This is a genomic window from Flavobacterium sp. GT3P67 (assembly GCF_004349155.1).
Taxonomy (GTDB): Bacteria; Bacteroidota; Bacteroidia; order Flavobacteriales; family Flavobacteriaceae; genus Flavobacterium; species Flavobacterium ranwuense.
The window spans coordinates 14,517-29,393 of the sequence record NZ_SMLF01000017.1 but is presented as its reverse complement, the minus strand read 5'-3'; the positions used below and the strand labels follow the sequence as shown (position 1 = coordinate 29,393).

Annotated in this window: 9 protein-coding genes and 1 pseudogene; all 10 read right to left on the bottom strand. The window is 35.7% G+C overall.

Annotation, left to right across the window (positions count from 1 at the left end; all coding sequences use genetic code 11):
* Window positions 1–1,752: ice-binding family protein (locus E0H99_RS16720; protein WP_165930311.1), on the bottom strand; the 1,752-nt coding region annotated here is incomplete at its 3' end.
* A gap of 1,068 nt (window positions 1,753–2,820) precedes the next feature.
* On the bottom strand, window positions 2,821–3,798 hold the full coding sequence (locus E0H99_RS16715) for a response regulator (protein ID WP_131998313.1): 978 nt from the start codon (window positions 3,796–3,798) through the stop codon (window positions 2,821–2,823).
* An 86-nt stretch (window positions 3,799–3,884) separates the two neighbouring features.
* Window positions 3,885–4,064, bottom strand: coding sequence for a sensor histidine kinase (locus E0H99_RS17685; RefSeq protein WP_410503716.1), 180 nt, complete (start codon window positions 4,062–4,064; stop codon window positions 3,885–3,887).
* 7 nt (window positions 4,065–4,071) lie between these two features.
* Window positions 4,072–6,195 (bottom strand): PAS domain S-box protein, encoded by a 2,124-nt coding sequence (locus E0H99_RS16705; protein WP_131998310.1) that lies wholly within the window; start codon window positions 6,193–6,195, stop codon window positions 4,072–4,074.
* Between the two features lie 330 nt (window positions 6,196–6,525).
* A complete protein-coding gene (locus tag E0H99_RS16700; protein WP_131998307.1) occupies window positions 6,526–6,732 on the bottom strand; it encodes a hypothetical protein in 207 nt (68 codons plus the stop codon).
* A gap of 503 nt (window positions 6,733–7,235) precedes the next feature.
* A complete protein-coding gene (locus E0H99_RS16695) occupies window positions 7,236–9,293 on the bottom strand; it encodes a glycoside hydrolase family 2 protein (protein WP_240723506.1) in 2,058 nt (685 codons plus the stop codon).
* Between the two features lie 52 nt (window positions 9,294–9,345).
* Complete coding sequence (locus E0H99_RS17680) at window positions 9,346–9,657, bottom strand: glycoside hydrolase family 95-like protein (protein WP_410503715.1); 312 nt, start codon at window positions 9,655–9,657, stop codon at window positions 9,346–9,348.
* A gap of 6 nt (window positions 9,658–9,663) precedes the next feature.
* A pseudogene (locus tag E0H99_RS17675) lies at window positions 9,664–11,799 on the bottom strand (glycosyl hydrolase family 95 catalytic domain-containing protein); the annotation flags it as partial.
* 1 nt (window position 11,800) lies between these two features.
* Window positions 11,801–13,051, bottom strand: coding sequence for a glycoside hydrolase family 27 protein (locus E0H99_RS16685; protein ID WP_131998304.1), 1,251 nt, complete (start codon window positions 13,049–13,051; stop codon window positions 11,801–11,803).
* A gap of 100 nt (window positions 13,052–13,151) precedes the next feature.
* Window positions 13,152–14,822, bottom strand: coding sequence for a DUF4091 domain-containing protein (locus E0H99_RS16680; RefSeq protein WP_131998301.1), 1,671 nt, complete (start codon window positions 14,820–14,822; stop codon window positions 13,152–13,154).
* Window positions 14,823–14,877: the final 55 nt, after the last annotated feature.

The window sequence follows — 14,877 nt, the reverse complement described above, 5'->3', positions numbered from 1 at the left end:
ATTGATCGTGTCATCAACAGCTAATATCGGAGCGGCAGTCACCGTTATGGTTACGTAAGTTTGTGCACAATTTCCAGGATTGGCAACTTCGCAAATTCGATAGGTTAAAATATAATTTCCTGCAGGAGTTCCTGGGGCAACTAATACATTACCTCCATCTAAATATATTTTATTGGTTACATTTAATGTTGTGTCATTTGTGGGAGTAGCACTTACTAAACTTAATTCGACTTGGGAAGGTTGAAATACTTGACCATCTAATCTGTCATTATTTAAAACATTTACAAAAGAAGTTCCACCGCTAGTGCCATTTACATTTATTCCAGTATCAGGATTTGCGATAATAATTTTATTACAAAGACTATATTGGTTATAAATTACACCTGTGCTAAAACTAACCGCTCCCGAAGTAGAATACATACCTCCTTCAAGGTTTCCGTTAGCTCCCATTGAGTTTGCTCCGGGGTTTGCAATAAGATTTCCTTTCATATGAGTAAAGGTACCCTGTGAAATGGCTCCAACCGCTATCCAAAATACATTACAACGACGGGCTCCATTAACCAAAATAACTTTGGATTGAGCTTCAGTAGAAAATGCTCCGTTAAACTTAAAAATAAATAATGCATTCTGATCATTTTTACCATCTAAAGTAAGTGTTCCGGCCAGTGATCCTGCAGCATTAATCGAGTATACCCCTGGAGTTAAGGTTTCCCCACTTCCAAATGCTGGTGTATGATCTTCAACAGTATTAGGTACGGCTTTTAATTGATTATAGGCACTCAACACATCTAATGCTGCTTGTGCAGTTGTTGAATCCTGCTCATGTACTGCCCCAATATAAGTAGCTCCTGCTAAATTAGTTACTGCACCACTATTTGTTCCTATATCACCTATAAAACCCGAAGTACCTCCATTTGAAACATCTCCAAAACTACTAAATAAGACAAAATTAGCAGCAGTACCCATCATAGGATTAGCACAGAAATTTGTACAAGAAATTGGAATAGTTGCTAGTCCTACAGGTATTGTTGAATCTCCAGCATAAAAAGAAATAGCTCCTTCAGTAGAGAGAACTCTTCCTTCAATACTAGCACCATCTCCTACTGAAATAGCGCCTGGATGCGCAATAAGCGTTCCTTTCATAACTGCTGATGCTCCGACGGTAATTGCTCCTTCGGCTATCCAAAATATATTTTTTGAACTAGCTCCATTTGTTAAGATGACTTTGGAGCCAATTGCTGCCGTAAATGCACCATTAAACTTAAAAATATAAAATGCATTTGGATCCCCACCACCGTCTAAAGTCAAATTTCCTGTAAAGGTTCCCGCACCATTCATAAGGTATACTCCTGGAAGTAGTGTCTCACCTCCAAAAGCAAGGCCATGTGCAACTGGATGTGCAGGACTAGGATGTGTTACAGGAACGTCACATAAATGAATGTATATATTAAGTAAATCTTCTTTTACTTGTTTTGTTAAAGAATTCTGATTTTCAAGATTGCCCCCTAAAAAGGAGACAGAGCTATTAGGGGCTGAAGAGGCTCCAAAACCAGTTACCGCACCTACGTCCGTCCCTACGTCTCCTTGAAAGGAAGAATTAACAAATGCTGTATTTGTATTAGAAACTGCGCCTCTGGTTGAGTAGGCCAAAAAACTTTCAACTTTACCCAAGTTAAGAACTTGCCCAAAAGTTAAATTTGGAAATGATAATAGAGCGAAAGCTATGACATTATATAGTAGTTTTTTTTTCATAATAAATAATTTAATCGAGAACATCATAACAAAGAACTAATTACAACTAATGGGTTGTAATTCAATGATAAATCATACTGTAATGATGTAATTATCAAGCAAAGTAACCTTTTATAAAAACTAAGGGAGTCAGTAGATATACTCTTTTATTTTTAAAGCAAAAACAATAATCAGTAAAAATACGGAGAGGTATTGTTGCAAATATTATTATGGACCTAATCTTCAGGTATATCATTATTGACCTTTAGAGGTTATTCTAAGTAGTTTTAAAAGCAGGAGGCCTGTTTGTTTTTTTTCAATTTAGCCAGTTTTGTTAAAGACAAATTGACAGGAACCAAGAGAATATACTAGAGAATTGTCGCAATAATTTGTATCAAGAGCTATTCAATTAATAATCAAATGAATTGTGCAGAATTTAAATTATATTTTACTCTTTGACTATCAATGCATTATAGATAGGGTACTCCATAAGTTTATCAATATTTTTCGCTGTCTATTTTTTTTAATTGCTCTTGATGTTTTAATAGTTCGCTGCTCTTGGAAAAGGGTTTTAGACACCTCTAAAATAGAATTGCATTTACATATGAATTTCAGTACTGTGAGTTGGTGATTCCCTATTGTGTCTTTAAAGTTTAGACTAAGCAGGGTTTTTAATATCTAAATGTTTTATATTACTGACAAGACTTAAATAACCTCAATATTTAATTGTAAATCCTTATGAGTAATTATTTAGTTTTCAGATTAAGTGCCGCTTTTATTAGACTAAATGACTCAGTAGATTTACGTTTTTTTTTTGATAAAAGTAAAAACTAGTATAAATACGTAGATATTTTACGATAAATATTTGGGGGCAGCCAAACTTGAAGTCTGTCATGATTGGTATTTGGAGGCAGTATTGATTAGTTTTAAAAGTAGGTGGAATATTTATTTTTTTTAATTCAGCCTGTTTTTATAAAGACAAATTGAACAGAAATCAAGTGAGTATCCTTGAGAATTGGGATGAAAATTTTCATTAAAATCTATTCAGTTAATAGTCAAAATAAGTTGAATAGGGTTAAAACCCATTTGTTATTCTATTATTATCAATCTATAACGGATAGCATACATGATAAGTTCAGCAATGTTTTTGCTGTCTGTTTTTTCCAAAAGACTGGCCCTGTATGTTTCAATAGTTCGCTGCCCCAGGCAAAGGACTTGAGATGTTTCCAAAGTAGATTTACCTTTACAAATCAATTCTAGCACTTCAAGTTCGCGATTAGTTAGTTTGGCGGGAATGCCTTTTGTGTGTTTAAATATAAATGGTGCTGGATTTTCAGGATATAATTTAGTGACATTGCCTACAATACTTGGGAGGCCATTATATGTAATTAAAGATCCAAATAATTCAACAAATACTGTATTTGAAGTTTTATGGATAGCTTCAAACTTCACAGATATAGAACTTTCCGAATCTTTTAAACAACGATCAAAATTGTTTAAAATTTTTGTTTTATTACTATATTTGTCATCGAGGAGTTCCTCAAAATTTACTGAAGAAAAATCATCATAGTCATAACCGAAAATGTTTGCTAATGGGGTATTATAAAATATAAATTTGCCATTTTGATAAATATAAATACCTATTGTTGCATGATTTATAAGAGCATGAAATTTTTCGTCATGAATTTGTTCAAGTCTATCATATTTAGCGAGACGTGTATTGATAACTCTTAATAACTCATAAAGACTGAAAGGTTTTGTGATGTAATCATCAGCGCCTAATTGCATTCCTGCTCTAATATCTTCATTTTCAGTTCGAGCCGAAAAAAACACTAAAGGAATAGTTGAAGTGGCCTTAATCTGCTTTATTGTTTTATAAAAATCATATCCATTCATATTAGGCATAGATATGTCGCAAAGAATAAGGTCTGGTAAATGCTTTAAAGTTTGTTGGACTCCCACAAGTCCATCCTCGGCCATAAAGACTTCGAAGTTTTGTCCTTTAATAAATTCAGCTGTATTTTCTCTTAAGACTGTATCGTCTTCTATGATAAGAATCTTTTTCATTTAAAAAAAATTAGAATAATCAGTATTTTATTATTGATTGAAAGAAACGGAGCCAGTGTCTGCTCTTTTAGATTAAATTAAACATTTTACTGCTGTAAGTATGGTAATGTAATAGTTACTGCTGTTCCTTTATTTACAACTGATTCAATTAACATTTGGCCTTTATGAAGATCAACGAATCTTTTTACAATAGACAAACCAAAACCAGTTCCTTGTACAGTTCCTCTGTTAGAAGCACGGTAAAAAGGGTCTACTAAATATTTTATTTCCTCATCAGGTATTCCGATTCCTTGATCCTTGATTATGAATTCTATTTTTTTTATTGTCTATTTCATTTAAATCGATGGTAATATTTTTACTACTGTATTTTATGGCGTTAGATATGATGTTATTAAAAATGTGACGAATCATAATTGAATCCATATAATAGTTTTTAATATCTAAGTTCGATTTCAGTATTACTTTTTGATTGGTTTCCGATACGGATATGTTTTCTTCAATAATCTCATTTATGAGGGGAAGAAGTTGAATGTTTGCAGGTCTAAAAAAAGATAGGCTCGTTTGCTCTTCATCAATTAGAGAAACATCATCGAGTAAAGCTGTGGTATGTTGTACAGCATCAAATATCTGTTTAAACAGTTTTTCTTTTTTTTCCTTGCCCAAAGTATCGTTGTATATTTGCAATAATTGAACACTGGAAAGAATTCCTGCTAAAGGGGTTCTGAATTCATGGGAAACGGTGGATATAAATTGAGACTTTAAGACATTGACTTCTTTCAGTTTGTTATTTAATTGGACCAGTCGTTCTTCTTCAAGTTTCCTTTTTGAGATGTCGTTTATTGTAGAGATTAATAAGGCTTGTCCACTAATCGACAATGGACTGGTATACATTTCAATATCGCAAGTTTTACCAGAAGCTAGCTTATGAATAAATTGGAAATAGGATGGCCCAGTGATCGTGAATTTTTTCATCTCTTCCAATATTTGTTCTGATGGAAAAGTACTAATATCTGATAGGGTCATTCGTTTAAATTCTTCTAAGGAATAACCATAAAATTGTGCGGCGGCCGAATTAACATCGATGATGTTACCACTCATTGGGTCTATCAGGAGTTGAGGAGTCTGATTTTTTTCGAACATGGCAAAATACAGCTGACTCCTTTCTTTTAATGCGAGATCTACTTTCTTACGATCTGAAATATCTCGGATGTGGCATAGAATAACTTTGTTTTCATCTACAATGTATACGTTGCTTACAAACTCAACATCGATTGAATATCCTGCTTTTGTTTCCAATGGCATATCTTCAAATCGAATGTATTCTTTGTTTTGTAATTCTATAAAAGCCTCTTTAGAAGCCGCAATATTTTTAAAAACTCCAATTTCCCAAAGTTCTTTTCCTACCAACTCATCGTAATTAAATCCAATCAACTCAATCAGGAAAGGATTTGCATCAGTAATCTGGCCTGTGATCGCATCCAGAATTAAAATTCCTTCTTTGGATGATTCAAATATTCGATGCGAACGTGTTTCAGCATTTTGTATTTTTTCTATAGCTAATTTGCGATCAGTGATGTCTTGGATTACTCCAATCATAGAAAGTTCATTAGCTTCGTCATCAAAAATAATTTCCCCCCATCCATCTATCCATCGAATCTCGCCGTCATTCTTGCGAATGATTCTGTATTCCTTGCGAAACAAGTTTTGATTTAGAATACATTCTTGTAAATACAGCTCCATCATTTTTCTGTCCTGAGGATGAATAGTATCTAACCATGTTTCTAAAATATTTGAAGGTATGCTATCGTGAAATCCAAAAATAAATCGTAATTCTTGAGAAAACTCCAAAAAATTAGTAGATATATTAAATTGAAAGGAGCCAATGTTTCCAATTCTTTGAATTTCTTTAAAAATAGACTCCTTTTCCGCTAAAATATTTTTTAGAAGCTTTTTTTCAGTTCTATCAAGAGCAGTTATAAGGTATTGTTGCTCCTTTTCTAAAAACCTAATAGTTAAGTGAACTAATACCTGTTTTTCTTGATTTATGGTTAGCTCAATAAAGTAAAAATTTTCGACATTGGTTTCTTTTACTTGTAGTAAAAAGAGATTGAAATCAGGAAGGTTTGTTTTAGTAATAAAGTGACTAAAAGTGAAATTGAGTAAGTCATCACCTGTTTTGCCCAAAAGAGCTAAACCGCTGTTATTGAATCCTACTATTTTGCCTCTGCAATCAATAAGAAAATGCCCTGCCGGGGAAATATCACAAAATAAATTTAGCCTTTGAACGGCTATTTCTGCTTTATCTTTTGCTAATTGCAACTCTTGATTTTGCATTGTAAGCTCAATATTACGAGCTTTTAATACCTCGATTAAATTCTGGGGTTTGGATTCGATCATAGCTCGTTTTAGGTATCTTATTTTGTTAGTATTTCCGTAGCTCCTTGCTTTAGAATATTAAATTTCATGGTCTTTTATTTTCTCTTTCTAAATTTAATATTTTAATTAAAATGGATGGCTATTTGTTTTTATGCGAAACATGCCACTTTGGGCTGACGAGCTATTATTTATATGATCCTTTTTATAATCAAGAGCATCAGAAACGAAAAAAAGAACAAAGAGGGATACCGAATTCAACAGTTGTACCCTTTTTAGTAGCACTTACTAAACTTAAATTGACTTGGAAAGGTTGAAATGCATGATTCTCTAAACAGTCATTACTCAAAACATTTACAAAAGAAGTTCCACCAATAGTCCATTTATATTTATTCCAGTATCGGGGTTTGCAATAATAATTTTATTACAGAGGCTATATTGGTTATAAACTACACCTGTGCTAAAACTACCCGCTCCGGCGGTAGAATACATACCTACTTCAAGATTTCCGTCAGCTCCCATTGAATTTGCATCAGGGTTTGCAATAAGACTCCCTTTCATATGTGTAAAGGTATCCTACTTTTTGTTTAAGTATCATAAAAAAACATACAGATGAAGTAGGAATGCAATTTTCAATTAAAGAATAAATTTCATCAATATTCATTCGAAAAACATCAATAGAGTATTTTTTTAGCATTAATTTTTGATTTTGGCAAACATATGTTAAAAAATATGAGTTCAGTCGAATTAAAAAAACAATCGGTTTAAAAGAGTCTTATGTCAGATTAAGTACGTGTTGCTCTTTTCATAAAGTTACTAAAAATTAATTAATTTTAATTTTTCATTAAAATTAATTTAATAAAAAACCAATAAGTTAGTGCTTTTGCAAATTCCAGTGATATTGACCACAATATCAAATATGTAAAATCTGTAAAAAAAAAATCCCAAAATCTAAAAAAGATTTTGGGATTTCTTATATTAAGCCAAAATTTGTTGTGCTTGTGATACCCATCCAAAAATTAATGAGAATTATAAAAAGGCAAGCCTTATTTTCATTTCAATACTTATTTAAAAGTTTCAAAAACTTCATTAGGGTAAAATGATTTCTGAGTCGCAATATAGCCCGTTGGTCTGACTATGGTAATAATCCCTTTGCCATCGTACAAATCATCGACTTCAAAGTTTACTCTTTCACCTGGTTTAAGGGTTGGTAAATCATAGGCTTTTGTTGTGGCATAATTATCGGTTTTATCGGATAAATACAGTTTATATCCCTTTACAATATGCTGTGGTAAGCCGATACTACCAAAAATTGCCAAGGTCAATTTTCCCTTTTTCCAAGTACTTGTATTTTGAACTTCTACAGGCGAAGATTGTTCTCTCAATACTTTCATAGATGGTTTTGGCTTACCATACATATCATAAATACCATGAACGCGTTGTTTAAATTTGCCTTCACCACCTCCATAATGGGTACGATAATCAGTCAAGTCAAAATAGATTCCACCTTCTACATAGGGTTTACTTTCGTAAATAGCCATGTGGTAAACCAGGTCTTCTAATCTGCGTTCGTCCCCGCCTTTAAAATTAGGTTCACACAAACCAAATTCCGAGATAAAAAAGGGTTTATCGGGATAACTCATGTGCACGCTATCCATATACTGGTTGATTTTTCCGACTGGAACATCCCACCAACTACCACCGTATTCATTCATCATAATATAATCGCCCAGACTTCCTGCATCAGGTGTGAATTTTGGATTATTATAATATTGTTCGTTTAAAGTATTGCTTACATAACTAACCAAACGTGACGCATCCAATTTACGAGTTTTGGCAATCAATCCTTCAATCATTTTTTTCATATTTGCATCACGTCCTCGCAACTCATTGCCCACGCCCCAAGCAAAAATAGAGGGATGGTTGTAGTGGTTTCCAATCATGGTTTCCAACTGACTATGGGCAATTTTTTCGATAGATGCATCAGATGGCGTATCACCTCCCCACAAAGGAACTTCTTCCTGAATGATAATACCATTACGGTCACAGAAATCATAAAATGCATCATCTTGCTGAAAATGCACCCGACTGAAAATACAGTTCACATCTTTCATCAGTTTACCGTGGCGGATGATTTCTTCTTTTGTTTCGGCAAAACCGAAATTTGGATTTGAGCCCGCAGTCCACTCCACCCCCATAACTTTAATAGGTTCATTGTTCAAATGCAGTTTAGTACCCACAAACTTGATTTCGCGGAAGCCAAATGAACTGTTGATTTGATCAGTTGCTTTATTCCCGTTCAATAAGGTAATATTGGCACGGTATAAATTTGGAAAATCAAAATGCCAGGCATTCACTTTTGGCAATTTGAAGGTCAAAACCGCTTCCCCATTTTCCCAAACCGGTTTCACGGTAGTTTGCAAAACAACATTGTGCGTGGCTTGATTATCCTCGGTGATTTGAACTTTAAATTTCAGGTTTTTATTTGCATCCGTTTGGCGCAGACCAATATTGATTTTCACATCTCCTTGATTAGTTTCTACATTCAATTTTGGTGTGATGTGCGCATACGCCATTGCCGGACGATTGCTGACCAATAAGGCAACTTCTCTTATTATTCCACCGTCATTTGGCCAATCGAATGAATTCGTATAAGGAACTTTCATTTTACCAAAATCATTATTACAGGCAACGGTAATGATATTTTCGGCATTAAAATTCAGCAACCCGTCTAAATTGATAAAGAATTTATTGAAACCATCGCCAATATTTTCTTTCACTTTTTTACCATTAATATAAATGGTTGACGTATGGTTTATGGCTCCAAATTGCAACACCAATTGTTTGCCTTTCCATTTTCCAGGTACAAATAGTTTTTGCTGATACCAACCCCATCCGTAGTGCATTTCGTTTTCCTTTTCGATATTCCAAGTATGCGGAATAGTAACTACGCGACCATCGGTCCAGTTTTTTGAAAACCATTGTTTTGCTAAACCTTCGGCTTCTTTGTCAATTTTGAATTGCCAGTTTTTATTTAATGGAATGGTATCCCTTTGGGCAAAAGAGGATAAACTAAAAAAGAAAATTAGAATAATTAAGTGGTATTTGGTTTTCATATTCATAGGTCTGTATTTAATAAATTTGTTAATTCTAAAACTTATGCAGGACTTGTTTTTATTTTATCTCGTATTTAATTCCTTTCTGGGTTGGAAACATCACTATATCTATCCCTGCGGATTTCACATTTACTTTTTTATCGTTCGCATCATAAACATTCATCCCTTCAGGTAAATTCACATAACATTCTGTTCCTGTTTTAGAAATAATTTCGGCCTTTGTTAATTTATGATTATCCCAGTCAAAGTTCACTTCAAACCCATTTCTGGCACGAATTCCTTTTACATTTCCCTCACTCCAATCAGTATTCGTAGGTAAAGCAGGTAAAAAACGAATCACTGAATTATTGCCGTTACTTTGCAAAAGCATTTCTGCGACTGCCGCAGTTGCTCCAAAATTGCCATCGATTTGAAATGGAGGATGCGCACAGAAAAGATTAGGATAACTGCCGGAACCTTTCATTTTATAAACTCCGTCTTTTATTTCAAATGCCGGTGCTAGCAAGCCTTTTAGTACTTTCCAAGCATGATCACCATCAGCAAGTCTGGCCCAAAAATTAATTTTCCAAGCTCTCGACCATCCTGTACCGCCATCACCTCTTCTCAACAAAGTTTTACGGGCTGCATCAACCATCAAAGGCGTCTCTATAATATTAATTTCATCGTAAGGGTACAAACCATACAGTTGTGAAACGTGACGGTGCGTAGGTTCCGTTTCATCATAATCCCTGATCCACTCTTGGACTCCACCCGTCTTTGTACTGATTTGGTTTGGTGCCAAACGGCTTTTTAATTGCTCTAAAGTAGCTGCAAAATCAGCATCCAAACCCAATAGTTTAGCTGCAACGATGGTATTGGTAAATAATTCCCTACCTATTTGCATATCCATTGTAGGTCCCATAGTAGTTTGCCCGACAAAACCATCCTCGGTTTTATACGAGTTTTCAGGAGAATTCGATGGTGCTGTAACCAACCATTTCGTTTTAGGATCTTCTATCAATATGCCTTTATAGAACTCCGAAGCGCCTTTCAAAACCGGATATATTTGTTTTAGAACCTCCTGATTGGGATTGTATAAATAATGTTGCCACAAATGCTCGCACAACCAAGCTCCTCCTGATAAGGTCGATCCCCATTCTGCGCCTTCGCCTGGTGCCGTAAATTTCCAAGGATTGGCAATTACATGAGCCACCCAGCCTTTAGTGTTGTAATACGCTTGGGCTGTTTTTTCGCCTGGTTTTACCAATTGCTCCGTAAACTCAACTAATGGTTTATGACAATCGGCCAGGTTTGTGGCTTCGGCAGGCCAATAATTCATTTGCAAATTAATATTCAAATGATAATCACCATTTCAGGGTGTTTGATATTCTTCAGCCCAAAGCCCTTGCAGGTTAGCCGGTAATCCACCTGGACGAGAAGAGGAAATCAACAAATACCTTCCGAAATTAAAATACAATGTCGGCAAGGTCACGTCGCTTTCGCCTTTTGCAAAACGCACTAAACGTTCAGCAGTAGACAGGTTTGCAACAGTCGCATTTTGTTTGGCGGTTAACTGTATTTTACAACGGTTATAATAGTATTGAAAATCGATAATATGTTTATTTTTCAAAACCGACCACGGTATTTTACTCGTTGCATTCACTGCTTTCTGTACAACAGGCAAGGGATCTGTTCCTCGCTTTTCAACAGTGGGCCAGTTTAAATCGGTAGCGGCACTAAATATCAGGATACATTCAGTTGCTCCTTCGATCGTCAATCCATTATTTTGAGCCATCACTTTTCCATCAACAGCAATCACTTTGGTGTAGCCTGCAAAACGAATTCCCAAATCACCATCGCCACCCGGCAATTGTCCGGTCATGGTAATGGTGTTCCTATTCGAAGAGAATTTTGTATTTTCTTTTCTGTTCAATAGCACCTTGAAATTTAAGGATTTGGCTTTATTTGTGCTTAAGCGAATGATGATCGTATTTTGCGGTGCACTGGTCAAAACTTCTTCTTTAAAAGTTATGCCTCCCTTTTTCCATTCGGTTACAGCCAAGGCTTTATCCAGATGCAAAGTCCTTTTATAATCAGAAACCGCTCTTACACTATCTTTCCAGTTAATCAACAAATCCCCAAAAATCTGATAGCAACCAAACTTTACTTGTGCACCATTTCCATAACCAGAACCTTTACCGGCACTGACAAAATAGCTTTGCAACAATTCTTGAGCTTCTTTATTTTTCCCTTCTTTCAACAAACGTTGAATTTTTGGTAAATGCTGCGAAGCATCGTCTCTGTTGGGATTTTCTACACCACCCGACCACATCGAGTTTTCGTTCAAAACAATACGTTCTTTAGTGGGATTGCCATAAACCATGGCACCCAAACGTCCATTCCCTAAAGGGATGGATTGTGTAAAATGAGTCGCGGGTGCATCAAACTTGATTTCTTGGTCGCTTTGTGCAAAAAGACAAGATGCAGACGCAAAAAAAGATACAAATAGAAGGACTTTGTTTTTGGTAAGCATATTATATTTTTTTCAGTCGAAACACCTTTGTTTCATGGCGTTGCACTTTTCCATTCCATTTTTTGCCTTTACCAATTACTTTGTGTTCCCACAAATCTTTGATTTCGTAGGTATCATTTAATCCCAATTCGGCAAAGTTTATTTTTGAATTCTGAGTCGTTTCTGTGCGGTTTAAAATGGCAATGGCAAAATCACCATTCGCCAATGACTTTACAAATACACTCCAAGTGTCATTCTTGATTTTACAAACTGCCTGTTTGCCCAAAGCATCCTGATTGATGGCAATTACCTCCTCATTTAATAAAATGCGTTTGGTTTCGGCATTCATATTCCGAACGTCATTGGTCGCTGCCAATGGTGAATTCATGATAGACCAAAGACTCATCTGGCTTTGGTATTCGGTATCAGTACAACCAACACCTCCTAAATCGCCTGAAGGTCCTTTTTTACCATAAAGCCCAACAACCAGCATATCCATATCATTCCAATGTCCAGGACCTGCATAAGAACCATACTGCTGCGAGTAATCAACAATATCCAATATTCCGGCACCGGTTCCGTGCAATTCGCTTTGCTTTTTCACCGGTTTGAGGCTTTTCCATTTATCTCTTACGTCAGCCGTAGTGCGCCATAATTGTCCTCCTACTTGTCCAGCCCAAAGCCAAGGTTTGCGATCTCCCCATTCACAAATTCCCAAGGCAATATCACGACCGCTTTTGCGCAAAGCATCCGCTATTTTTTTGTAACGCGTTTTGGCAACTTCCATATCATCTGGAGCGCCACAGTAATCGTATTTTAAATAGTCAACATCCCAACTGGCAAAAATTTTGGCATCTTGGTCTTCAAAATTTAAACTCGCGGTATAACCTGCGCAGGTAAGCGGTGCCGCATCCGAATAAATCCCTAATTTCAATCCTTTGCTGTGCACATAATCAGCAAGCGCTTTTATACCCGAAGGAAATTTTTTAGGGTCTGCAATCATGTTGTTTCTTTTATCACGACCACCTTGCCAGCCATCATCAATGAAAACGTGATTGTAGCCTGCCTTCAACATACCACTGCTCACCATAGCATCTGCCATTTCACGAATGTCTTTTTCATTAATATTATCGGCAAAATAGTTCCAGGTCATCCAACCCATTGGAGGTGTTGGTGCCAATAAAGTGCCGTCAATTGATTTAGATTGTGCTTCTACATTTCCATTAGTCAGGCAAAGTGCCAGAACAAAAAGGCCAATAATTTGTTTTTTCATTACTTATACTATTTGTTTTTTATTAGATAGAGACCGAATTTTATAAACACTCCTATCTAAATGAACTGTCCATTCTCGACTCCAAGAAAGGTTTAGGTCATTAGAATTTATTCAATTTTGATTTTGCTTCATCGATTGTTTTTTCTGAAGGAATCTCTTTTAACATTTTCAAATCAAAAGTACTTAACAGCTGATTCAGCTCTTCTATTTTCGTCTGATTTCCTGATTGTTTAAATCCTTCCTGAAGAATGTGTATTTTTTCGAAATCCTGTATTCCTTCAATCAATTTTTCAAAACGGATGGATGTCATGGGTCCAGGATATACCTGAAAAGTATCCCCAGCAGGCCAAGCCGTAAAACGACTGTCCGTCAATGGATTTTGAGGCCAACTGTTATAAGCCCAACGCAAATACCCCGTAAATCCTTTTGCGGCAGCGTACCAACCCATCCATACGTGCTCCGCAGGTGGCGAAAAAGTAAAACCGTTAGGATAGTTTTCTTCGCAGCAAGTGTACCATGTGCTTGGTTTTCCTAATGCGATACGCTCTTTCAAAGTCACTGCATCAAACTGAAATCGGGATGCAACGCTATAATCAAAAATATCTTTCTCAATTTCAGGATGGTAATTCCCAGCTAATGCAATTTTCCAATCCGGATCAATATCTTTCAATAATTTGATAACCGTCTGCATGTCTTTCATTGGTCTTTCATCCATGGCAATTGTGCTGATACCAAACCACCCTTTCTCTTTTAGATGTTTGGTAAAATCTTTTATCATAGCCGACCAATAACTATTGTATTCATCAGAACCAATTTTTGCAACAAGTTCTGTATTTTTTAAAAGGTTTTCGTCATAATATTGAAAAGACAATTTCCACGGCACCATACTGTAACAATTGATGCGTTTGGTAATCCCGCAACTCATTACAAAAGAAACGTATTTGTCAAACAAGCTGTAATCATAAAACCAACTGCCATCTTTTTTCTTGACCCATTTTATAAGACTGGGAAAATCATCAAATGTTTGATGGCCCCAAGGTTCATTCATAATACTGGCTGTAATACACTTTTGACCTGCATTGGCAAGCATCGTATAATAAGGTCTCATTTTTTCAAAATGTTCATTACTCCATAATTCCACTTTATGCACTCTGGCGATGGCAGCGGGATGTTGCCAAAGATCCAAATCAAATTTCCATTTATCAACAGCTGGAAGTGTATGCTCGAGCACATTTATGGTGATAGGTAAGCTGTATTTTCTCCCTGCGTTTATAGTAAATATTCCTTTGTATTGCCCTGCAACCGCATTAGCAGGAATACTTATGCTCAACCAAATTGGCTGTAGTTCCTTTTTTTTCACAGCAACAGAAGCCACCCAATCAATAGGATCTGCCACTAATGAGGATTTAAAATCTTCCGGTTTACGATGACCGCAGCCACCACCAAATTCGTCTGTAATGACATAATGTACAAAACCGGTTTTAGCGTTAGTTTTGGCAATCTGAGCTCCAGCATTATTTTTAAGATCACTGATGCCTACAGTTAATTTGGAAATATCTCTATCGGTCCAAACCAATATTTGCGCATGGATTTTTTCGCCTTTCCATGCCGTGGTTTCCCAAGTATTTGTTGGAGAAATAGTAGGTTTTACATCTTTTGCAAAACGGGCATTACTGCTTACAAAACTGATAAACGCCGGACTTTGTTGCTTGGTTTGTGCCTTTGTAGTTATACCTACAAAAAGGACTAACAATAAAAAGATATTCTTCATTTTAAAGTATTGTTTTTATTTTGAAAGCTTTTAAATTTATTCTTTTTACTCAAAA